General features: G+C 43.5%; 12 protein-coding genes and 1 pseudogene. 4 read left to right on the top strand and 9 right to left on the bottom strand.

Going from position 1 to position 25,410, the window contains the following annotated elements:
• Positions 1-73 precede the first annotated feature (73 nt).
• The 3 genes from V7783_RS01680 (at position 74) to V7783_RS01670 (ending at position 3,363) form a co-directional block, all read left to right on the top strand.
• Positions 74-532 (top strand): LPP20 family lipoprotein, encoded by a 459-nt coding sequence (locus V7783_RS01680; RefSeq protein WP_335677252.1) that lies wholly within the window; start codon positions 74-76, stop codon positions 530-532.
• Positions 533-796: 264 nt separating this feature from the next.
• The gene (locus V7783_RS01675; RefSeq protein ID WP_442961335.1) at positions 797-1,366 is read left to right on the top strand and encodes a transglutaminase-like cysteine peptidase; all 570 of its coding nucleotides are present in this window, start codon (positions 797-799) and stop codon (positions 1,364-1,366) included.
• Positions 1,367-1,464: 98 nt separating this feature from the next.
• Positions 1,465-3,363, top strand: a complete 1,899-nt coding sequence (locus V7783_RS01670; RefSeq protein WP_335677250.1) for a bifunctional diguanylate cyclase/phosphodiesterase — start codon at positions 1,465-1,467, stop codon at positions 3,361-3,363.
• On the opposite strand, the gene V7783_RS01665 is transcribed toward V7783_RS01670, so the two are convergent.
• The 6 genes and pseudogenes from V7783_RS01665 to V7783_RS01640 form a co-directional block, all read right to left on the bottom strand.
• On the bottom strand, positions 3,360-3,947 hold the full coding sequence (locus V7783_RS01665) for a response regulator transcription factor (RefSeq protein WP_335677249.1): 588 nt from the start codon (positions 3,945-3,947) through the stop codon (positions 3,360-3,362). The genes V7783_RS01670 and V7783_RS01665 overlap by 4 nt on opposite strands.
• A 23-nt stretch (positions 3,948-3,970) precedes the next feature.
• Positions 3,971-5,392: an HlyD family type I secretion periplasmic adaptor subunit gene (locus V7783_RS01660; RefSeq protein ID WP_335677248.1), complete on the bottom strand. Its 1,422-nt coding sequence runs from the start codon at positions 5,390-5,392 to the stop codon at positions 3,971-3,973.
• On the bottom strand, positions 5,389-7,527 hold the full coding sequence (locus tag V7783_RS01655; RefSeq protein WP_335677247.1) for a type I secretion system permease/ATPase: 2,139 nt from the start codon (positions 7,525-7,527) through the stop codon (positions 5,389-5,391). Before V7783_RS01655 ends, V7783_RS01660 begins: the two co-directional genes overlap by 4 nt.
• A 41-nt stretch (positions 7,528-7,568) precedes the next feature.
• Entirely contained in the window at positions 7,569-8,300 is a 732-nt protein-coding gene (locus V7783_RS01650; RefSeq protein ID WP_335677246.1) for an OmpA family protein, read from the bottom strand.
• A 45-nt stretch (positions 8,301-8,345) separates the two neighbouring features.
• Positions 8,346-8,750, bottom strand: a pseudogene (locus V7783_RS01645) (TolC family protein); the annotation flags it as partial.
• The gene (locus V7783_RS01640; protein WP_335677245.1) at positions 8,645-9,568 is read right to left on the bottom strand and encodes a TolC family protein; all 924 of its coding nucleotides are present in this window, start codon (positions 9,566-9,568) and stop codon (positions 8,645-8,647) included. The pseudogene V7783_RS01645 and the gene V7783_RS01640, both read right to left, overlap by 106 nt.
• Before the next feature lie 231 nt (positions 9,569-9,799).
• Here V7783_RS01640 and V7783_RS01635 point away from each other — a divergent pair, with 231 nt between their 5' ends.
• Positions 9,800-23,548: a beta strand repeat-containing protein gene (locus V7783_RS01635; RefSeq protein ID WP_335677244.1), complete on the top strand. Its 13,749-nt coding sequence runs from the start codon at positions 9,800-9,802 to the stop codon at positions 23,546-23,548.
• 256 nt (positions 23,549-23,804) lie between these two features.
• Here V7783_RS01635 and V7783_RS01630 read toward each other — a convergent pair whose 3' ends face one another.
• From V7783_RS01630 to flgA, 3 genes are all read right to left on the bottom strand, one after another.
• Positions 23,805-24,236 (bottom strand): flagellar protein FlgN, encoded by a 432-nt coding sequence (locus V7783_RS01630; RefSeq protein WP_335677243.1) that lies wholly within the window; start codon positions 24,234-24,236, stop codon positions 23,805-23,807.
• Positions 24,229-24,543 carry a flagellar biosynthesis anti-sigma factor FlgM gene (gene flgM, locus V7783_RS01625; RefSeq protein ID WP_016710622.1) on the bottom strand — a complete coding sequence of 105 codons (315 nt, stop codon included), beginning with the start codon at positions 24,541-24,543 and terminating at the stop codon, positions 24,229-24,231. Before flgM ends, V7783_RS01630 begins: the two co-directional genes overlap by 8 nt.
• Positions 24,544-24,621: 78 nt before the next feature.
• A complete protein-coding gene (gene flgA, locus V7783_RS01620; RefSeq protein ID WP_335677242.1) occupies positions 24,622-25,329 on the bottom strand; it encodes a flagellar basal body P-ring formation chaperone FlgA in 708 nt (235 codons plus the stop codon).
• Between the last annotated feature and the right edge of the window lie 81 nt (positions 25,330-25,410).

Raw genomic sequence — 25,410 nt, 5'->3', positions numbered from 1 at the left:
TCATCGCTCCATTATGGCATCAATCATGCATTAGTGTTGTTATTAACGAATTATTTTAAGCGTGAGAACGGCCATGCGAATAGCAATTTTGTGTACTTTGATAGTCTGTTTTAGTTTAGCAGGTTGTAGCAGCATCTTTGATAAACATGTTGAGTATAACTATGTAGAGCCTGATAGCTATCCGGTTTTAAAAGCAATTGGCTATGCTCCTATTGGGGCACAACCGGGCGATAACGACTCGCAACGAGCGTTGATGGCATTAAAGGCATCAAAGCTCGAAGCTTATCGCGAGCTTGCTGAGCAAGTGTATGGGCAAAAAATTACCGCAGGCACTACGGTGCAAGGCAGTGTGGCACAAAGTGATCAATTACAAAGCCAAGTACAAGGTGTGATAAAAGGTGCGCAAGTGGTAAAAAGCTATCCTGTTGGCGACAGCTACGCAACGGAACTTAGACTTGATATGAAACGTGTACACGATTTATACATAGGTGAAATCAAACCCCGCGAAGTGAAAAAAGTCACTTACTATTAAAGCAAAATATCTCATATTTATCTGTGACTGCTATGCTTGAGTTAACTATTCTTTTTGATTTAAAGCTGTGGCACGACAAGGTTTTTTTTATTATTTATTAAACTTATTACGGCTAAGCTTATGCTTGCTTTTTTAAAGCGAGTTATGGCTTGGCCAACAGGTTATAAATGCTACCTTTGGCAATCAATATTGCTATTGGTGGTGATCAATAGCCTAGTATTTGCTGCTCGCCTACCTATCCAATTTAATATTTTTTTTCAGCAAATGAATCAGCAGTTTGGTCCCACAAGACTGGCTGTAGCACGTAGCTGGCAGAGCATGCTGGTGCAATCACAAAATAAAACAGAGCAGCAAAAAATTTTAATTGTGAATGACTTTTTTGCCCGCAACTTACGTTACCGTACTGATATTCAGCTTTGGCAGCAAAAAGATTATTGGGCTACCCCCTTAGAAACATTAGGCAAAGGTTTAGGTGATTGCGAAGATTATGCAATTGCCAAATATATTAGCCTCAGAGCACTGGGCATTGATGATAATAAGTTACGGCTTATTTATGTTAAAGCTCAAATTGGTGGCCCGCGTTCAAATCGGACCCAAGCACACATGGTGCTCGGTTATTTTGCTAGCGCCAATGCACAGCCACTTATTCTCGATAGCTTAATTACAAAAGTGTTACCCGCAGCAAAACGCACAGATTTAAGCCCTGTATTTAGCTTTAATAGCCAAGGATTATGGGCGAATAATTCAACCAAAAGTGTCGCTAATCCTACCGCGCGATTGTCGCGTTGGCGCCGGATATTAGAGCAAACACAGCAAGAAGGAGTTATCTGGTAATGGTATTATTTTCATTATTTCAGCGTAATAAAAAAAGCAGTATCACGCTTCGTCAAGAGCTCTGGTTTGCCATTCTTATAGTGATATTGGTAGGGTTTATGAGTAGCTTGTTAATAAGTACTTACTCGGCAAAAAGCTACTTTTCGTCTCAACTGTATTTAAAAAATGTTGATAACGCGAACAGTTTAGCCTTAATGATGAGCCAGTTAGATAAAGATCTAGTCAGCTTAGAGTTACTGATTTCGGCAACTTTTGATACCGGCCATTACCAGCGTATTGAATTACAAAACCCTGCTGGAGAGGTGATTGTAAAACGAGAATTTACTGGTGATTTTGATACTGCAACGCCCGATTGGTTTCATCATATTTATCACCTTAATGTTGCGCCAGGGGTTTCTCAGGTTAATGATGGTTGGAGTCAGTTTGGTACGCTTTTTTTAGAAAGTCATAGTCAATATACCGAACAAGCACTATGGCAAAGTGCTGTAAGGTTGTTCTTTAGCTTTTTAGTTGTAGCAATTGTGGCATGTATTGCAAGTACCTACTTTTTAGCAAAAATTTTACGGCCACTGGATGATGTTGTGCATCAAGCAAGTGCATTAGGGAATAAGCGTTTTATAAAGTCTAAAGTACCTAACACTTATGAGTTTGCTCGGCTTGTGAGTTCAATGAATAAGTTATCAACGCGCTTTAGTCGAATAATCAAAGAAGACAATATGCGCTTAGAAGAGTTTAGATTCAAAAGCCAACACGACGAGTTAACAGGTTTGGCTAACAGAGAATATTTTTTAGCGACTTTAGAAGCGCAGTTAAAACAATCGGAAGATCATGCCCATGGTGCTTTATTTTTATTTACAGTCGTGAACTTAGATCAAATAAGTGAACGACTGGGTCGTGTAGAAATGGTCAATTTTTTAAGAGAGTTTACTAAAACCTTAATATTGTTCTTAGAAGAAAATGAAGACCGCTTTTCAGAGAATCATATCGCGCGTATTTCGCATACTGACTTTACCGTGTTATTTACTGATATTGATGACCTACAATTTTTAAGTGAACGTATTTTACAACAGCATAAAGAGTTATTAGCAGGGTACAGCAATGTTGATTTGGCTATTCCTCATAGCTGCACCTATATAGAAAGTGCCGATACACGTTTTAGCTTATTAAAGCGGGTGGATAACTTATTACAAGTTGCCGCAAGTGAACAAAGCACCCAAGCTAAGTGTGCGAATAATAGAAATAAAAATGAGTTATTTGATAACGCCGATAGTTGGCATGAGGCAATTGTTAAGGCGTTAGATGATAATGACTTGGATGTTATGCTTTATCCTGTTTATAGCTTTAATGGTAAGTTGTTACATAATCAATTAACCCTAAGTTTATTATTAAATGGCGAGCTTTACCGCTGGGGCTATTATCATCATTGGGCTAAGCGGTTAAAACTGCTGGCGCGTTTGGATTGGGGGTTAATAAAGTATTTAGTCCAGGTAATCGACGAACGCGAAGATTTAAAACTAATTTCGGTCGAACTATCTGAGCAAACGTTGTTGGATGATAGTGCGCTGGCAGCTATTTTAACTTACCTTTTGGCATTTCCTGATTTGGCAAAACATATTTGTTTTGATATCAAAGAAAGCATTGCTGTAGCTGAACTGGCTGTATTTAGAGATTTTTGCGGTCAAGTAAATAGTATGGGAGCAAAAGTGGCGCTTAAACGTGTTGGCCCAGCATTCACTAAGCTAGAAAACCTCCAAGAGCTAGGCCTTGAAATGATCAAAGTTGATAGTATTTATGGTCATAATATTTGTTGCAGCCAAGATAACCAAACCTTTTTAAGAGGGGTGTGTGCAATGGCACATTCTATTGGTATTAAGGTGATAGCTGAAGGGGTTAATAATCCTGATGATTTAGTAAAACTACAGACTCTTGGGTTTGATGGTGTGGTGTCTCAACCACTTGATGAAGGAATGACAGAAAAAAACGAGTATAAACTTTAATGACCTTTGACCGCTAACATTAGGTGCATGCGGTCGCGCACCTTTAATTTATTAAACACTGAGCTCATGTGTTCTTTCACGGTGCGCTCTGTAATATAGAGTTTTTTGGCAACTTGTTTATTGGTTGCGCCAGTAACAACAATATCAACCACCTGTCGTTCTCGCTTGGTTAAGCAGTCCAAATTACAATCATGTTGATAATTTATAGGCTGCTTTGATAGAACGCCAACTAAATTAGAGAGCAGTTGCCCAGGTAACCAAATACCGCCACTTAGAATTGTTTCGGCTACTTGCTCAATAATAACTTGACTGGCAAAGGCTTCAACATAGCCTCTGGCCCCCATTTGTAGGGCTGCGCCGAGTTCATTAATAGTTAATTCACGAGTCATCACAATAACTGGAATGCGATTTTGGCTATACTTCTTTATTAACTCTAACCACTGAGGTGTGCCTGCTAATATCCAAATAACAGTGTCAGCAGTGATGTTTTTAGGTGCTAAGTGTTTTACCTCGCAATGAGGGTAAGCATTTTTCCAATGAGGAGAAATAAGCTCTCTGGGGCTAATAAAGATATGTAATCGCATCTGCTTCTCCTGAATTATCTGCCTTAGCGCTCAGTCATGGCTAAGGATGTTGCCCGTAAAACAGGTTTGAGCAAGTATTCTAAAACTGTTTTTTTGCCAGTAATAATATCTACTTGCGTGGTCATACCAGGAATAATGGTTAGGTCTTCGGCAAATTGGTTTTTATTGGTTTTTAGTTGCACTAGATAAAAAGTGTTGTCGCGTTCATCGGTTATGGTATCGGCACTGATCTGCATTACTTCTGCATTTAGGCCACCGTAGATGGCAAAATCATAAGCGCTAAACTTTATCATCGCCGCTTGTCCTGGGCGTAAAAAAGCGATGTCTTGAGGGAGGATCTTCGCTTCAACAATTAGTTGATCATCAAGAGGGACTATTTCCAACACTTCACTCCCTGGCTGTAATATTCCGCCAACGGTATTAACCATCAAGCGTTGTACCGTGCCATTTACCGGTGACTTAATTTCTGTTTGAGTTACTTTGTCAGCGAGCCCGGATTCGGTTTCTTTAATTGATTCAAGGCGCAGTAATGCTTCGGATAGTTCATTATTCCAACGGTTGATCATTACCAGCTCAACTTCAGTTACTTTGTTTTTGGCTTCGTTAATGGCAGATAAGCTACGGTTAATGACGGCTTTGGTTCTATTTATTTCACCTTTTAGGTCAATAGCCTGGCGTTCTAAGCGGATGATGTCGATATCTGACACAGCACCTGACTTTAACAGCGGTCGAGTAACTTGAAGCTCTCGGTAGATTAATCGTAGGGCATTGGTGTGTTGCTGTAATGCCGCTTGCGCTTCAATATGATCTTGGCGGCGTTGTTCTAATTGACGTTTATGAATGGCGACCTGCTGATCGAGCTCTTTTTTATTACTGATGTATAGAGCTTGCTCATGTAACACCGCTTCAGGAGAGCTTGTTGTGAGTTTGTCGTCAAAAGTTAATGGTTGTTTTTTGGTGAGTGCTTTTAACCTTGCAACTTTGGCACTGAGGGATTGCACTTTAGATTGGTTTTCACGAAAGCTAGATATATATCGGGTTGGATCTATTTTGATCAACACATCGCCAACATTGACAACTTGTCCCTCGCGGACATTAATTTGCTCGACCATGCCACCATCATAAGATTGCACAAGCTGTAATTTATTAGAAGGGATAACGCGACCTTCACCACGGGCAACTTCATCTAAACTGGCAAATGCGGACCAAACAATCAATAAAACCATACTTAAACAAATTAAATATAATAATAGCCTTGCCTGGGCGGGCTGCTGTTGCATTTTTTCCCATTGCGCATCGACCACCCAATCTTGGCTATTGGGGGGAGATAGCCAATTTTTAAATAGGCGGTTAAACAAAGATGGTTTTTTGCCTTTTGATGCTTCGATTGCACGGCCCATTGATTCGAATGAGCGTTGTTCTATGCTTGGCTTTTTATCGCTCATGAAGCACGCTCCACAGGTCTGTTATTCAATGATGCAATAACCTTATCTTTAGGGCCATCAGCAGCTATTTTACCGTTGTCTAATACAATAATACGGTCGACAAGTTCTAGCAGTGATGTTCTGTGAGTAATTACAAGTAAGGTTTTATCGGCGCTGTGTTGCTTTAAGCTGTTTAAAATTTTGTTTTCACTGGTGTGATCTAATGCAGATGTTGGTTCATCTAACACTAAAATAGGGGGATCGTTAATAAGTGCTCTTGCGATACCAACAGCTTGGCGTTGTCCTCCTGATAATAACCGGCCTTGCTCACCTACTTGTAAATCAAAGCCATCGGGGTGGGAGTTAATTAAATCAAATAATTGGCTTTGCTCGCAGGCTGAAATGATTTGTTCATCCTTGGCATGCCAAGCACTTAGAGTAACATTATCTTTTAAGGTGCCATAAAATAGTGAAATGGTCTGTGGCACATAACCAATATTATGGCGTAACTCGGCGGGATCTATTTGATGAATATCGGTATTATCAATAGATATTGAGCCGCTTGATGGTTCATGTAGCCCTAAAATTAGTTTTTCGAGGGTACTTTTCCCCGAGCCATTACGTCCTAATATAGCCACTTTTTCACCCGCTCTGATTGAAAAACTAATGCCTGCCAGTGCATCATTGCTTTCATCAGAATATTTAAAATGAACGTCCTTAAATTGAATATCACCTCTTAAAACTGGATGGCTTAACCAATGTTTACCAGGTGGGCGCTCTACTTCATGTTCCATAATTTCATTGAGAGAATGCATGGCAATAGCGGCATGATGAAACTGAGCTAGTACAGCCGCAGACTGGCCAATTGGCCCCATAGCGCGTGATGATAATAAGTAGGCTGCGATCAATCCACCTTGGGTAAGATCGCCATTTATGACTAAATGAACCCCGATGATCATGATGATAACACCGACTGATTGTTGCACCCACGCGGCTGTTGTTGTTATGGAGCCTGAAATTAATCTACTTTGTGCGTTTACTCGCGCGATAAAAATAGTGGATTTTTCCCACACGGCTTGAGTTTTACACTCACTGTGAAAGCTTTTTACATCTTCAATATTAGTGAGGCTTTCAACTAAGGTTGCGTTACGCATGGAGCCTGCTTTCATTGTTTGCTCAGATAAGGCTTCTAACTTTCGGTGTGCAGCGAGAGCATAAAATAATAAAAGCAGTGCGCCGGCAATAATAGGGAAGCTTAGTTGTAAACCTATTATGGCTATTACGGTTATGTATAAAAGTACAAACGGAAGATCCACCAGTGCAATTAAGGTTATAGAGCTAAAGAAGTTTCTAACGGCTTCAAATGACTGAATATTACTAGCAAAAGAGCCCGCTGAATTAGGCCTGTTTTTCAATTTCATGCCCAGTACTCGCTCCATGATCACTGCCGATACTTTAACGTCAATTCTGCTGGCAGCAAGTTCGACAAAGTAGCTTCGCACTAGGCGCAAAGCAAAGTCAGCAGTTAGGGCGATTAAAACGCCAATTGCTAATACCCACAAGGTCTCAGTGGCTTGGTTGGGTACGACGCGGTCGTACACATTCATGACAAATAATGGCATGGCAACAGATAATAGCCCTAAGGCAATAGCAGAGATAATGACGTCTTTATAAAGTGAGCGACATTCTTTTATTACTCCCCAAAACCAACCATCTTTAGACAGTTTTTGTAGTACAGGTGAGCGTGCATCAAAGGTAAACTCGGGACGTGCGTAAATAATTATATCGCTGGCGTTTTGGCTTAGTGTTTCAATGCTTAAGTTTACTGCTGAGTCACTCAGCTCTGGGTAGATAACTTCTAGCATCTCGCTATCTGAGTCGAGTGAGGTAATAACACAAGCTTGGTTATCTTTAAGTAATAATATGGCCGGCAATAAAGCTGTGTTGATTTTTGCCAGTGGTTTATTTACGACTTTGGTTTTAAATCCAACTCGTTTTGCGGCCCGTGAAAAGCCTGAAGGCGTGAGGTTACCTTGTTCAAGTGGTAAGCCATTTAAAATGGTTTCACGCGAAAATTCACGATCATGGTAGTGGCATAAAATTGCTAGGCAATCTACTAATACGCCCCCATGGCTTGTTAAGTCATCTATTTCCATGTAGTAACCAATATTAAAATTTAGGTTTTAGTGCTAAACGTTTAGAATCCATTGCTTGCGGCTAAGCTGCTATTACTTTCGGTTATAATTGCTTCTATACGTCTATTTGCTGCATTTGCGCGTACAGATATTTCAGGAATTTTTGGTTGATCTGTTCCGTACCCCAAGGATTTTACTCTGCTTGGGCTAACACCATATTGTTGAGTTAATATTTGTGCGACTGAAAAAGCACGTCTTTCAGAGAGTTTACGGTTATAAAGTGCAGGCCCTTCTAAGGATGCATGCCCCTGTATTTCTACTCTTTTATTGGGGGGTTGCGTTAAGAAGTCAGCGAGTCTTTGAACTTCTTGCATGTATTGCGGACGGACTTCACTTGAGTCGGCTGAAAATGGAATCCCAATTTCTACATTACTGGTGTTAGGTTGATATTTTGTACAACCAGTGGCGTCTACATCGGTAAAAGCGGGTGTTGCTGGACATCCATCATCTTCGTTGGCAATGCCATCACCATCATCATCTTGAAAGTTGCTTGATGTATTTAATGCTGGTGTATCTAGGTACCTTGGCATTGCTGTTACTGACATATATGCGCTATCTTGCAGTTGTTTTTTTTGCAAAAATGCTTGTCGGTCAATTGTTGCGCCAACATCGTATTTAGGGCAAATAGATTCCGGGTTGTGGGCAAGTGGATCATCAGTAAGATCACTTACCTTAGGGAACTTATCTGACGTTACATTGAGAGTCGGTAACAGTTTACCCATTTCGGCTAACATGGTCAGAATGGCACCTTGGCGTTCGTAAAGTGCAGAAATATAAGCGCGAGTTGATTGGAATGATTCGTTCTCTGCATCGAGTACGTCAAGAAGTGTGCGTTGGCCAATATCAAATTGATCTTTGTAGGCAATTTTAACTTTATCCGATGAGCGCTTATGTTGGTTAAGGGAGGGTAGCTTACTTTCTAATACTTTTACATTGTTGTAGGCTATCTGTAGGCTTTGTCTTATTTCTATACACGATTGATCTCGTTGGTATTTTGCAACGTTTACTTCCTGATACGCTTGTTCTAAATTCGCACTATCAAGGCCCCCTCTGTAGAGGTTATAACTGACATCAATACCTACTCTTGCCTCTGTGCGAGTTTCATTAAATCCAAGTTCATCACGGTCTTGGCTGCCATAGCGTGCCGATAAGTCAACATTGGGATGAAAGCTGACTTTTGTGATTCAGCATTCGCTTTTTGTGCGGCGATATTATACAAAGAAGCGTAGAAGTCATGGCTGTTTTTGTAGGCAATATCTAGGGCTTGATTTATAGAGATGGGGATACTGTCTTCACTTAATTTAGCTTCAATCGTGCCTTGCTGTGGCAGTTCGCCTACGATTCTTAAATAGCGGGCACTAACATCATGTAAGTTTGCATACTCAGTCATTACATTAGATTGTGCTAAAGATAGTCGGCCACTAATTTGTTCTAAATCTGCTGCTCTAGCAACACCAGCTCCAACACTTTGCTCTATTTGTTTATATACCGCTTCGTGCTCTTGTAGGTTTCTTTGCGCCAGTTCGACAAGGCGAGTAAATTTGTGCACATCAATGTAGGCGATACTTGCTTGCAGGGCTATGTCTTCAGCCTGTGACATCATTTCAAAATAACGTATGAGTTGGATCCGTTCGAAGCGCTCTACAGTATTTGCAGTTTGAAACCCATCATAAAGCATTTGCCCTAAGGTGAGCTCTGCAGTATTTCGGTTGTACTCATCTTCAATACCATAATTGCGTTTTTCATAGCCTGCGCTGACAGTCGCATCGACAGTAGGTAAATAACCAGAATGCGCGGCGTCAATGCCGTAAACAGAAGCTCTAAACGCATGCCAAGATTGTTGTACTTCTGGGTTATTAGAAATTGCTTTATCGGCAACATAGGTTAAAGGCATTAGGGAGGTTTGCTCCGCTTGCACTTTAGGTGTAGCACCATTTATTGCAAAAAACAGGCTTAAGGTAACGATAACTTTGTTTTGATTTATGCCACTTTTTCTAATCATTGCATCCTCTTAGATCCGTTGAGAGCACCAGTGATTAAGTTTTAGACAAAGAAGTTCATTTCTGCAAATCTAATTATGAAGTAGCATAAAAATTAATTTATACCAGCCATTTGGTGTTTTTTACTAATCCTTTTTAAGTATAACTGTACTTTGGTCCAGTAATTTTTTCTCAAAGCTCACCTAGGCTTTAATTTATAACGTATTTTTTCTTTGACTGGTTTAGGTGAACTCATGGACGCAAATCAATTATTAGTTATTGATGTACAAGGCTCAGTAGGGGTTGTTTTAGATGATGGATCAATTAGGTCGCTCTCATTGGGAGACACTGTAACGGTTGGAGATGTGGTGGTAACTGCTGCTAATTCTTCACTAATGCTCGATGTTAGAGGTTTATCGTTATCTATACCGGCTAATGAAAGGGTTCAAGTTACTCCTGATTTAGTCGCACAAGCTGCTCGAGACAGTTCTGAAACCACGTTATTTGATGAGTCAATAGATGATGCCATCGCAAGTTTAAATGCATCTGACCCTGTTCCTGAGCAGACCGATCAAAATGCCGATGTATCTGAGTTTTTACAAGCGCTTGAAGGGGATGGCGACATACTTGATGCATTAGATGCAACGGCCGCCGGAGGTAATAACCCTGGAGGCTCAGGCGGGGGAACCTCTTTTGTTACACTTACTAGAATAGCTGAAGGAATTGATGGTAATAGTTTATCTTTTGATGATACTTACGATGGTGTAAATAATGATATTTATGCTCTAAGAGACACAACTGATGGCGTAATAACACAAGATGGGTTGCCTGTTTCACTTTCTCTCAATGAATTAGGCTTGATTAATAATGCACAACCAACAATTAGCGGCTCTAGTGAAAATTTAGTTGGCGAAACTGTTACGGCTATCATTACTGATTCCGTTGGTAACAGCCAAACTGTGGTGGTTGCAATTGCAGAAGATGGGACATTTAGTGCATCGGTGGATGAGCCACTTGCTGATAGTCCAATTGTTATTGATGTTACTGTTATAGCCCCTGATGGCAATCCTATTACAGATACTATTACGGCGGATATTGATACCACAGCGCCTGTAGTCAGTATTAATGATCTTGCGGATTCATCTACTGAGATTGTGACCATCAGTGGCTCTGTTATTGGTTTAAATGCGGGTAATGATGTTGTTGTGACCGTTACGGATAGTGCTGGACAAGTCCAAAACTTTATTACTCAAGTTAATCAACAAGGTGAATGGTCATTAATCACAGCGCCTTTATCTGAGGGAAGCTACACTGTTGAAGCTACTGCAACCGATGAGGCTGGTAATCAAGGCAATGATAGCGCAGCTGCTGTTATAGATTTAACCGCGCCAATAATAACAATTGATGCAATAGCACCAACGAATGACACGACTCCGGTTATTACAGGGGTTGTACAGGGCGTACCAGCAGGTTCGATTATTACTATTGTTGTTACCGATGCTAATAATCTAGAGCAAACGCTGACAACGCAAAGTAATGCTGATGGCACTTGGTCCATCGAAGTTTTAGGCCCGGTTGCCCAAGGTGATTATTCTGTTGTTGCAACTGTGACTGACTCAGCGGGTAATTCAAGTAGCGCAACTGCTGTAGGGCTGGTGGATCTGAGCGCACCGTTAATTAGTATTAATGAGTTGGCTGATTCAAATCAGCAAACGCCAATCATTTCGGGAACCAGTGAAGGGGTTGAGAGTGGCACGCTTGTTTCTGTCACTATTATAGATAGTGATGGCCAACAACAAATACTGACTACAACAACTGAGGCTAATGGTGCATGGTCAGTGATACCACTTGCTTTGGCTGAGGGAGAGTATACGGTTACAGCCGAAGTTACTGACCTTGCGGGTAATTCAGCACAAGACTCAGCAACGGCCAACATTGATTTGACGGCCCCAGTTGTTAACCTCAATCCAATTGCAGATACAGCAGATGATACGCCGGTTATCTCAGGAACCGTTACAGGTGTAGATGTAGGTGCAAACGTTAGTATCCAGTTGATAGATGCTGATGGAGTTGAGCAAGTTTTTACAACCACAGTATTAGCTGATGGCAGTTTTGCTGTAGAAGTGCCGCAAAGCCTTGCACAAGGCGAGTATACAGTTACGGCATCGGCAGTTGATAGCGCTGGTAATGAAGGTAATGATTCAATTTCGGCAAATATTGATCTCAGTGTACTTTCTATCAGCATTGATGTCGTTGGTGAAACAAATGATGTGACACCCACTATTTCAGGTAGCAGCGTAAATGCTCAGCTTGGTGACACTGTCACCGTTATAATCACTGGGCTTGATGGTCAAACGCAGACCCTAGTAGCTGAAACAGACGCTAACGGAGATTGGTCTGTTGTTGCTACACAGTCGTTAGTAGAAGGTGAGTTTAGCATTAGTGCAACACTTTCCGATGATTTTGGTAACTCAGCAAATGCCAACGCCACCGGGATTATTGATATTACTGCCCCTACTATTTCGGTAGATATTCTTGCAAGCAGTAATGATACAACACCCACTATTAGCGGTATCAGTGATGAAATAGGGGCCGCTGTAAGTATTGTGGTGACTGATGCAAGTGGCACAGAGCAAAACTTAACATCCGCAGTGCAATCTGATGGTACGTGGTCTGTGGATGTGCCAACAGCTATGGCTGAAGGTGCGTTTACGGTGGATGCTAGTGTTACAGATACCGCAGGTAATACTGCTAGTGATAGTGAAACTGGCGGCGTGATTGATACTCAAGCGCCGACATTTGATATTGACCCATTAATTGCAACGAATGACACCACACCTATTATTACAGGTACTAGTGACGAAGTAGGTGCAACCGTTACTTTAACTGTTACTGATGCTAGTGGCAGTGAGCAAGTTATTTCAGCAATCGTGCAAGCTAACGGTACTTGGTCTACTGAAGTTGTGAATGCGTTAGCTGAAGGAGAGTATCAAGTAACTGGTACTGTCAGCGATGAGGCTGGAAATACCGCAACAGATACAGAAGTTGGCGGATTGATAAATAGTGATCTTCCTAGCTTAGCTATTAATGAGCTAACAGCTACCAATGACACCACACCGAGCATTACCGGTAGCAGTGATGAAATTGGTGCAACAGTTACACTAACTGTTACAGACGCCGCGGGTACTGAGCAAAACTTAACAGCTACAGTGCAAACCGATGGTACGTGGTCGGTGGATGTGCCCACCGCCTTGGCCGAAGGGGCGTTTACGGTAGATGCCAGCGTGACGGATGCCGCAGGTAATACTGCTAGCGATAGCGAAACTGGCGGGGTGATTGATACTCAAGCGCCAATAATCTTGATCGATGAATTAGATAGTACTAATGATGTAACGCCTTTGATTACAGGGCAAGCTTCGGGTGTTATCGAAGGCACACAAATAAGGTTACAAATCACAGACAATGGTGGTAATCAACAGTTAGTCACTACAACTGTAAACGCAGATGGTAGTTGGAGTGTAGAAGTATCTACGGCGTTGGTTGATGGCGATTACACCGTTAATGCCACACTAGAAGATCAAGCTGGAAATACCGCTTCAGATACTAAATCAGGAAATGTTGATACCACACCGCCCACCTTAACAGTGAATGTAGATACCTTAAGTAATGATAATACCCCTGCTATTTCAGGCACTAGTGATGCTGCTGAAGGTGCAAGTGTTACCGTTGTGGTAACCGATAAAGACGGCTTAATGCAAACTCTTAGCGCGACGGTTGATGCCAATGGTGACTGGGCAATTAGCCCAGCGCAAGCGTTACCTGATGGTGAGTTTACTGTGGATGTAAGTGTGAGCGATGACGTAGGAAATGAAACAACTGAATCAGTAACAGGCGTTATTGATACGCAAGCACCAACATTAACCTTACAAGGTGTTGGGGATGGAAATGATGTAACCCCTGTATTAAGTGGAACCAGTAATGAAATCGGCGGTATGGTAGCTATTACTATTGTGGATGCCAATGGGGTAGAGCAGACCTTAACAGCCAGCGTCCAAAACGATGGTCGTTGGTCAGTGGAAGTACCCAATGGCTTAGCTGAAGGGGATTATAGCGTAGAGGCTACTATCACTGATGAGGCGGGTAATCTTAGTGAACTGAATTTAACAGGGAACATAGATACAACGCCACCTGTGGTTACAGTTAACAATAATGGTTTAAATAATAGTGATAGCCCATTAATAAGTGGTGGCTCAACTGAGCCTGCGGGCACTACAGTGAGCATTAATGTACAAGATAATAACGGTGATAGTTATGCACTAAGTGCTATTGTTCAGGCTGATGGGTCATGGCAAGTCGCAGCACCGAGTTTACCTGATGGCGACTACAACTACAGTGCCAGCATCACTGATGCTGCGGGTAATACTGGTACTGCATCTGGCTCTGGGCAGATCGATACTCAAGCTCCAGTATTGACAATTGAGCAGTTGGGGACAATTAACGATACGACGCCAACTTTAGCGGGGACTTCATCAGAGCCTGAAGGAACTGAAATTAACCTTACTCTAACAGATAGCAGCGATGTAGAAACGCTGCTGACAGCCACCGTCGATAATAATGGGAATTGGTCCGTAACCAGTCCTGTTTTAGCGGATGACGATTACACCGTTACTGCAACTATTACAGATGCAGCAGGTAATAGCACTACAGCAGATAGTTCGTTTGTTTTAAATACAAATGCACCGAGCATTTCAATAAATGCCATTGCAGATACAAATGATACTACGCCAACTATATCGGGAACTACTGATGCCGCAGATAATACTATAGTAACCGTTGTTATTGATGATGGTGTTAACCCTATTCAAACTCTCACCGCTCAAGTTTCATCCGGCACTTGGTCAGTTGCTGCCAATCAAGCCCTTGCTGAAGGTGACTTCACAGTAACAGCCTCAGTCACAGTTTCGGGAAATACAGGAAGTGATACAGCTCAAGGTACAATTGATACTGTGGCGCCACTGATAGATATCAATCCTTTAACAACAACTAATGACACAACACCAACTATTAATGGTACTACAGATGCTGCACCTGGCAGCCAAGTAAATGTGACGATTATAGGTTCGGATGGGGTTCAACAATCAGTTTTCGCTACTGTTACAGCAAATGGTAGTTGGTCAGTGGCCGCAGCAACAAACTTGCCTGATGGGGCTTATACGGTCACAGCCGAAGTTACTGATGCTGCAGGTAATACCGCAAGTGATACCGAAACAGGTGGAGTAATTGATACTCAGGCTCCCAGTTTTGATATTGATCCATTAAATACAACAAATGATACCACACCAACGATCACTGGTAGCAGTGATGAGATTGGCGCTACGGTAAGTGTTGTTGTTACTGATGCTGACGGCGTAATTCAGAATTTAACAGCAATCGTTCAAAGCGATGGAAGTTGGTCTGTGGATGTTGCTTCAGCTATGGCCGAGGGGGAGTTTGAAGTCAACGCGAGCGTTACTGATGAGGCTGGTAATACTTCCGCTGATACAGAAGTAGGTGGCGTCATCGACATTAGCGCGCCAATCGTGACAGTGACCGCGGAGCAATTAACTAATGATAATACACCGCTTGCTACGGGCACGTCAGACTTAGCCAACAGCGATATTATCGTGACCTTCACCGATAGCAATGGCAGTCACAGCGTCACTGTACAAACAGATGGCAGTGGTCAATGGCAGGCAGAGGCCAGCCAAGCACTAGCGGATGGTAACTACAGCGTTAGTGTGAGTATCAGTGATGCAGCAGGTAATACAGGGACCGCCACAGACAGCGGCGTGGTGGATACGATTCCACCGGCACTGGCGTTCACACCGACTTTCTTACTCGGGCAATTAGTCACATTAACCGGAACCTCAGATTTACCTGCAGGCAGCACCATTACCATTACAGAGAACTTAGTGGGGGGTGGATTAGGTGTCAGTTATACCACCACCACGGATGCCAATGGTAATTGGTCACTGGTTGGGTTAACTATCCCGTTATTAAGCGTGGCATCCGTGACAGCCAGTGCCACAGATGAGGCGGGGAACACCCGCACTATTAACTCGCTTGATTTTGATGGCACTCCACCGACTTTAACTGTGAGTGTGGACACCTTAAGCAACGACAACACACCGGCCGTATCAGGCACCACCGATGCGGGTGAAGGCGCGACGGTGACCGTTGTGGTGACCGATAAAGACGGTAATACGCAGACGCTTAACGCAACGGTGGACGACACCGGAAACTGGGCGGTGAGCCCAAGCACCGCCTTACCAGATGGTGAGTTTACAGTGGATGTGAGTGTGCAAGATGGCGTGGGTAATGAAACCACAGAGACCGTGACAGGGGTGATTGATACAGACGCACCGAGCCTCACTGTTAATGGCGTGGGGGATGGTCGTGATGTGACCCCAGAATTCAGCGGCACCAGTAATGAAATTGGCGGCACGGTGACCGTGACCGTCACGGATGCAAACGGCATTGAGCAAACCCTTACTGCCACCGTACAAAGCGACGGCAGTTGGTCAGTGGAAGTACCAAACGCCTTAGCGCAAGGGGATTACACGACAGACGTTGTGATCAGTGATGACGCAGGGAATGAAACTCAAGTGAGCTTAACGGGTAATATTGATACCAGTGTGCCCGTGGTCACGGTGAATAATAATGGCTTAGGCAATGACGCCAATCCTATCATTAGCGGTACATCAACGGAGCCTGCTGGCACCCAAGTGAGCATCATGATTGTGGATGCCAATGGCGATACGCAGACTCTCACAGCTCAGGTTCAAGCAGGGGGCGGCTGGCAAGTGGCTGCGGCCAACTTACCGGATGGGGATTACAGCTACAGTGCGAGCATCACCGATGCAGCGGGCAACACAGGCAGTGCAACGGGGGCTGGGGAAATCGATACCCTGGCACCGGTTATCACGCTTGATAACTTAGGCACCATTAATAATGACACGCCGACTATTTCAGGCACGTCATCAGAGCCGGCAGGCACCGTCATCACCGTCACGCTGACCGACAGCAGCGGTGTAGACACTGAGCTTAGCGCAAGCGTGGATGGCAGTGGCGATTGGTCTGTGCAAAGCCCTGCGTTAGCGGATGGCGATTACAGTATCACAGCCAGCGTTACGGATGAGGCAGGCAACAGCAGTCAACAAACTGATGACTTTATTCTCAACACCAATGCGCCGAGCATTACCATTAACGCAATTGGCGAAACCAACGACACAACGCCGACCATTAACGGCACCAGTGATGCAGCCAATGGCACCACCGTGACGGTGGTGATTGATGATGGTATTAACCCAGTGCAATCAATCGAAGGCACAGTGAACGGCGGGAGTTGGTCAATCACGGTGGCAGACATATTAGCCGAGGGCGACTTCACCGTGACCGCATCGGTTACTGAAGGGGGCTTAACCAGTGAAGCTTCACGCACAGGGGTTATTGATACTACGATGCCAGACATCACTATCAATGCGATAGCGGACAGTAACGACACCACGCCAACAATCAGCGGCACAGCCAGTGCACCGCAAGGCAGCATCGTAACGGTGGTATTTAATGATGCCCTGGGTAACGCGCATACCGTGACCACACAAATGACACCATCGGGCACTTGGTCGGTTCCGGCCAGTGACGCCTTGGCTGAAGGGGAATACACGGTGACCGCGAGTGTATCTGACCAAGCAGGTAACCCTGCGAGCACGAGCATGACTGGGTTGATTGATTTAACGCCACCGAGTGTCAGTATTGACGCGCTCGCTGCGGGCAGTGATGTCACGCCATTAATAAGCGGACAAAGCAGCGGTGTACCAGCAGGTACACAAGTGAGTATCGAGGTCACGGCAGCGAATGGGGCGGTACAAAGTATCAGTACCACCACAGGCAGCGATGGTAGCTGGTCAATCGAGGTGGCGAACGCCCTTGCTGAAGGCGACTATAGTGTGACCGCCAGTATCACGGATACAGCGGGGAACACCGGTAGCAATACAACCACCGGCGAGATAGACACCATTGCCCCGAGTGTAAATATTAACGCACCGGACTTAACCAACGACAACACGCCGCTGGTGACGGGCACGTCAGACCTAGCCAACAGCGATATTATCGTGACCTTCACCGATAGCAATGGCAGTCACAGTGTGACTGTGCAAACAGATGGCAGTGGTCAATGGCAGGCAGAAGCCAGCCAAGCATTAGCGGATGGCAACTACAGTGTTAGTGTCAGTCTCAGTGATGCCGCAGGCAATACCGGCACCGCCACAGACAGCGGCGTAGTGGATACAGTAGCACCAGATTTAAGAATTATACCGTCTTTTGCTCTTGGCAACTTAGTGTCTTTATCTGGTGAGTCAGACCTTCCAGAAGGTAGCATAATAACTATTACGAATCATTTAGTTGGAGGTTTAGTTGGGCTGCCTTATACCGCAGTTACAGATGAAAATGGCAACTGGCAAGTACTAAATTTAACCTTGCCGTTATTAAATTTAGCTCATGTAACTGCAAGTGCTACTGACGCCGCAGGAAATACGGCTACTGTCAGTACACTTGATTTTGATAATATAGCGCCAGAATTAACTGTAAGTGTTGAGCCATTAACTAATGACACAACACCGGTTATTTCAGGTGATACAGATATGGGCGAGGGAACCCTCATTGAGCTTACTGTGGTTGATAGTGACAATGTTAGCCAAACATTCACAGCAGCAGTTCAAGCTGATCAAACATGGTCAGTGTCTGTACCGCAAGAGCTTGCACAAGGTACTTATACCGTGACCGCGGCTGTGCGTGATGGGGTCGGTAATTTAACCACTGAACAAACCAGCGGAGTGCTGGATAGTGTTGCGCCCACCTTAGTGGTCAATAACTTACAGCCAACAGCCGATACAACGCCAACTATTTCAGGCAGTAGTAATGAAATTGGTGGTTTGGTCTCGGTTCTGATTGACGGGCAAATTTTGCAAGCAACAGTAGCAACTGACGGCACATGGCAAGTGACAGTGCCAACTGCATTGACCGATGGTGATTATTCTGTTGATGTGAACATCACCGATGATGCAGGCAATCAACAAAGTGTATCAAGCACATTGTTGGTAGATAGTATAGTGCCAGTATTGACTATGGCCGAACTTAGCCTTGGTAATGATGCAACGCCTGAAATATCAGGGACTTCAACAGAGCCGCAAGGTAGTGAAGTGGTTATTGTATTAGTAGATGCAAACGGTGATAGTCAGCAATTTACTGCTCAAGTTCAAGCTGATGGTAGTTATTCCGCCAGTCCAAGTACGGATATTGCTGACGGAGACTTTACTGTCACTGCAAGTATTACGGATGCTGCCAATAATGTTGGCACTGCTCAAGGAGCGGGTACTGTTGACACATTAAACCCAAGTTTAACTTTAAATGGGCTGGGTACATTTAATGATAGTACGCCCGTCATCTCTGGTACTAGCGATGAAATTGGCGCTACGGTGGCACTAAGTGTGAGTGATAGCTCAAACAGTTCTCAACTTACTGCGATTGTGCAAGCGGATGGCAGTTGGTCAGCACAGGTTGTTGATGCCTTGGATGATGGAGAAATTACGCTAACTGCTACTGTAAGTGACGCAGCTGGTAATCAGGCTTCAGCTTCAGGCTCAGCCACTTTAGATACAAATGCACCAACTATTTCGATTGCGAACTTACAACCAACAATGGACACAACGCCAACAATATCGGGCACAACGGATGCAGCCGATGGCACTGATGTGACAATTCAGATTATTGCTTCAGGTGTGGTTGTACAAACATTGACTACACAAGCTTTGGCTGGCCAGTGGACGGTTGATGCCAGCAGTGCACTTGCACAAGGTAGCTATACTGTGAATGCCAGTGTCAGTGAGGATGGCTTAACAGGTTCATCTAGCACTAATTTAGATATTGATTTAACCGCGCCGACATTAGCTATCAATACCCCAAGTATTAGTAATGATACGACACCATCAATTAGTGGCACCTCAGACGCGGCTCCAGGTACTATAGTTAGCTTATTGATCACAGATAGTAATGGCGCAGAACAAACCGCAAAGGCCACGGTTAAAGCAAATGGCACGTGGTCAGTAGCGCTCGACAGTGAGCTGGCACAAGGTAGCTATAGTATTGATGCAACCATTGCAGATATTGCAGGCAATACTAATTCGGCACAAACTACTGGTGAAATTGACTTAACTCCTCCGACGGTAATTATTGATTCACTAAATAGCACGGCAGATAAAACGCCTGCTGTTTCAGGGGAAGCGTTAGATGCAATTGCTGGCAACACAGTGGCTGTTACATTTACAGATGCGCTAGGTACTAGCCATACCGTTAATACGACCTTAGGGGCTGATCTAACATGGCAGGCAGAAGCTTCGCAGATACTAGCAGAAGGTAATTATACAGTAACAGTGGTGGTTACTGATACTGCAGGTAATGAAGGACAACAAACTGCCAATGCAACGATTGATAGTATTGCTCCTGAAATCAGCATAGATCAAAGTAGCTTGGTATTAACACAAGATACAACGCCATTGATTACAGGTACATCAGATGAAGCGAATGCCACTGTGGAGGTCACTTTTACTGATGCAAATGGTATTGAGCAGATTGTAACCGTTACTACGGATGCTCAAGGTGATTGGCAAGCAGCAGCAAACACGCCATTAGCGGAAGGGGTTTATTCTGTAAAAGCAACAATCACCGATATGGCAGGCAATCAAGGTGAAGACAGTAAAACTGGCGGAGAAATAGATATAACGCCACCTGAACTGGATATCGTCCCGTCATTCTTATTGGGTAATTTGGTGTCCTTGTCAGGAACCTCTGATTTACCTGAGGGTAGCGTAGTCACAATTACAAATCATTTAGTGGGAGGCGCAGTAGGTTTACCTTATACCGCCACTGTTGATGCAAATGGTGACTGGAGCGTATTGAATCTATCAGTTTCATTGCTAACACTTGCTTATGTTGAAGCCTCAGCAACTGATGCGGCAGGTAATACCACTACCATCAGTACCTTAGACTTTGATAATACAGCGCCTGAACTTACGTTATCTGCCCCTGCATTAACGATGGATAGCACCCCAACGATTAGCGGAACCACAGATCTAGGTGAAGGTGCGCAAGTAACACTTGTGGTGACAGGACAAGGAGTAGCAACACAAACCTTTAGTGCGACAGTGCAAGCGAATGGCAGCTGGTCGGTTTCTGTACCGCAAAGTTTAGCGGATGGTCAATATTCAGTAAAAGCAAGCGTACGCGATGGCGTTGGTAATCTAACCGAACAGACAGCCAGTGGCGTAATTGATACTACAGCACCAAGCTTAGTCCTTAATACAACCGCGATCACCAGTGATGATACACCGCTTATCAGTGGCACCAGTAACTTAACTGATGGTGAGGTTACTGTCACTATAGACGGGCAAACCTTAACAGCGACGGTGGCACAAAATGGCCAGTGGCAAGTGTCAGCTAATACACTCACCGATGGCACCTATACAGTCACTGCAACGGTTACCGATCAAGCAGGAAATAGTACAACCCGTACAGGTAATATCAGCGTAGATACAGTTGCACCAAATATTACAGTGGCTAGCCAAGGCTTAGGCAATGATGCGACACCAATAATCTCAGGAACGAGTGATGAAGCACAAGGTAGTACGGTTTCGGTGGTAATTGTTGATGGTAATGGCGATACACATAATTTGACCGCAGTAGTTGATAGTAACGGTGATTGGCAAGTTGAAGCCGACGCTCTCCCAGAGGGTGAGTTCGATGTTACAGCATCAATTACCGATGCGGCAGGGCTCACTTCAAGTGCCACAACAGCCGGTGAAATAGATACCGTTGCGCCAGTTGTGACTGTAGATGCTGTAGGCACAATAAATCTTGCAACCCCAACAATTACAGGTAGCAGCGATGAGCCCGCGGGTACAGTGATCAGTGTTGATGTAACTGACAGTACACAAACCTATAGTTATACAACTCAAGTACAAGCTGATGGTAGTTGGTCTATCGATGTTCCAGATAACTTAGAGGATGGTAGTATCAGTGTTGTTGCTTCGGTTACCGATTTAGCTGGCAATACAAGTACATCAGATAGTGTAACTGGTGTGCTCAATACGAGTGCCCCAAGTATTGGCATTAGTCCTTTGGCTGCTACAAACGATACCACACCTGAAATAAGTGGTACGAGTGACGCCCCAGATGCAAGTATTATTAATTTGGTGATCAGTAATGCAAGCGGTGATGTACAAAGCTTTACTGCCAACTTAAACGCTGGTGTATGGAGTGTTGATGTTCCTTTAGCATTATTAGAGGGAAGTTACACTGTGACAGCCAGTGTTACTGAAGCTGGACTAACGTCATCAAGTTCAGCTTCTCTTGCAATCGACTTAACAGCACCAACCCTAGAAATAACATCTGCGCAATCTTCAGCAGATTCAACGCCGCTTATTTCAGGTACTAGCCTTGATGCACCGTTAGGGTCAATTGTTGAAGTAACCATACTCGACAGCAGCGGTGCTACTCAGGTTGTATCAACCCAAGTACTTGCAAATGGAAGTTGGAGTGTTGCTGCAACCACCGCACTTGCTGAAGGTGATGCTCAGGTCACCGCTGTGATCACCGACACCGCAGGCAACAGCAGCAATGATACAATTACACTCAATATGGATTACACAGGACCTGTAGTTTCAGTAACAGCACCAGCGATAACAAATGATTGGACACCGTTAATTACCGGTACTGTAAGTGATGCTCCAGTAGGCACTTTATTGACAATATTGATCACTGATAGTGCTGGTAGCAAACAAACTTTCACAACCAACTCAAATGCTGATGGTAGTTGGAGTGCTGAAGCAATACAAACCTTGAGCGATGGTCAGTACACTGTGCAAGTGAGTGCCGCTGATGAACTAGGTAATACGACTACGTCATCAACAACAGGGCTTATAGATACACTCGCACCTGTTATTGCAATCACATCAGGATTAGTACTGACAGCGGATACAACACCCTTGATATCGGGAACATCTAATGAACCCGGTGGTATTGTTACGGTGAACTTTAACAATGGCCTTACTCAAGTTGAAGTTACCACAACGGCAGATGCTAGCGGTAATTGGAGTGTTTCAGCAAATGCGAATTTGCTAGATGCTAACTATACGGTTACGGCAGAAGTAACCGATGCAGCAGGCAATACAGGTTCGACTTCGGCGTTAGGTTTAGAGGTTGATACCACACCTGTTGGTTTTGAAGTAACTAACTATTACTGGGGATTATTAGGCATTGGCCTTACCGCAGAAGGGACCGTTGAAGAGGGCAGTAGTGTTTATGTAGTCGGGTCCAATTTACTTGGTTTGGGTTTACTCGATATTGATGTGTTAGAAAGTGGCTTTGAGGTGCAGCCTAATATATTTGGTGAGTGGTCGGCTTTACTGTCTGTACTTGATTTAGGCTCTTGGTTGGATTACAGGTTTGTCACTGTTGACGAAGCAGGAAACTATCTAGTTAAAGACATACTTAATAATGTGATTGATCAAGGGAATGAACCTAGTTTAGCCACTACGAGCGCCGACACTGGTGGTGCCGTATTCGGTACTGAGTTACTAGCAGAGCAACAATCAGAGCCTGAAGCTTCACCCGCAAGTTTAGCGACAGAGCCAGAAAGCACGGTTGAAAGTATTGATCTAAGTATGATATTAGCAAGTGAAGTGGCGACGAGTAATACGATTGAGCCCGTTGATTTAACAATCAATGATGTATTGAGTGATGCTGAACAGCCGGATTTGTTAGCCTTAGACTCTGTGAGCGAAGAAAGTAGTATCGCTTTCAATGGCACCACATCAACAACTGCAGAGCCCGCTCTTGATGTACAAAACCAATCAGAGGAAATGATTAAAAAGTTAATTGAAAGCGGCAATAATCAAATCGATAGTTAATGAGTTAACTATCATGGATATAAAGCGCGGGTAGCTTCACACTTCCCGCGCTTTATCATATTAATCTGCTGAGCAGTTTAGTTACTGCAATAGTTATTACGCAGGGCTTATTTTATACAATCGCAGAAAATCTGTGCAAAGCAATCTTGACTAAAGCTGGGTATGTACTGTTTAGTAAATACAGCTAATCACTAACTAAATAGAATAGGTAAAAGAGGGAAGGAAACTAATAAAGGATATTTTCTAGCAGTTAAAACTAGGCTTTTAAATTATGAACAATTTTGCTGTTGCCATGTACAACACTACCACCTTGGTCATAGGTTGTTGACGTTGGAACGCCAATTAAAATGTCTTTCAATTGCTTTACAGTCAATTGTGCATGATGGGCAGCGTGGGCATTGACATCGTTTTTCTTTTTACATGACTCTAATAATTTGCGTACATCAGCAACTAAGTCAGAGACTTCGGTAGATTCAAGTTCATTACTTGCGAGTAAAGTTTTAAGTTCTTTATCTAAAGTTTGTATTTGACTCAAAAAGCTAAGTTTTTGTTTAGCGATGTCTTTTAAGCCCTCACCACGACGTGATGCGATAGCTGTTAATTCATCATCTAAGATCTCAGCAAGCGACGTTAAGCAATTTAGCTGCATAACAAGTTTAGAGCAGATCAAACTGTTGTGATCAGCCATACACGTCAAACTCAAATGCAGCGATATTTTTGGCTAACTTTTCAGCATCAATTTGATATTTACCTTCACTAATGGCCTTTTTAAGTTCGGCAACTTTATTACTATCAAAACCAGAAGACTGTTGCGCCTTATCTTGTAATGATTTTAATTGCTGAGCCTGAGGCGTCAAACTTACTGAATCAGCAGCAGCTTTAGGCGCATTTGCTTGTGCAGTGTTTGCATTATTGTTTTGTAAATCAACTTTTTGCTGTTTAGCATTGGTCAACACATTAGCCTGTTGCTGACCTTTATTTACTTGGCTTACCATGATTTTAACCTATACGTTACCCAACTTATGCCTAGTTATCGGCATACATATTAGAAACTTTAGCACAAATGCGAAAATTTAGATAATTACCTGTACAGACTCAACACCTTCAACACGGGCATTTAACACTTTACCTGATTTTGCATTTTTCACTTTAACTTGCTCACCTAAAGTACCATCTTCTAGGGCTAAACCGGAAGTTTTTATTTTTAACCCGCGAATGGTTGCAAAGATAGTCACATTATCCCCTTTACACACCATACAAATTTGATTTAAAGCAACGGGGTAACCGCTGCGAATATTTCGTTTACTACGACTGCCAATTAATAGTTCTTCATCTTGTAAATATTGTGCGCGAACAAAATGCTTTGGCTTCATAATTAGGCTCAAATGGTGAGCTTCAATAACTTCACCACGACTTAAGTTTTCACTGGCAACGATAACAGGAGAGAGCTCAATCATCCGCACATGCACATACTGACTCCAGCCATTTAAATCATCACACTTAATTTGTACGGTGATCTGCCGATTAAAAGGAGGCTCGGTTGGAATTGTATAGGAGGGCGCACTCTCGCAACTGCGATCAGGAATGCGACTATCTAAACTTAAAGCGTTAAGTTGTTTATCATCTGCGGTAGCGGGATCTAGCTGATCGTATATATAAGATACAGCGAGTTCTTGCAGTTGCTCTTTACTGTAAGTTTGCGCAGCCAGTGGTGCAACTAGGCATAGGCTAGCAAGAAAATAAAAAACACTGTATCTTCGGCTTTTTTTTAACAAACTCATAATGTTTCGACTATGCTTATGGTTGAAAACAGGGTATAAATATTTAGCGTCAATAAACAGACGCTCCCGTGTAGTTATGTA

This window comes from Pseudoalteromonas sp., from assembly GCF_036960685.1.
GTDB lineage: Bacteria > Pseudomonadota > Gammaproteobacteria > Enterobacterales > Alteromonadaceae > Pseudoalteromonas.
The sequence above is the reverse complement of the archived record's forward strand: the minus strand, read 5'-3'. Positions and strand labels throughout refer to the sequence as shown.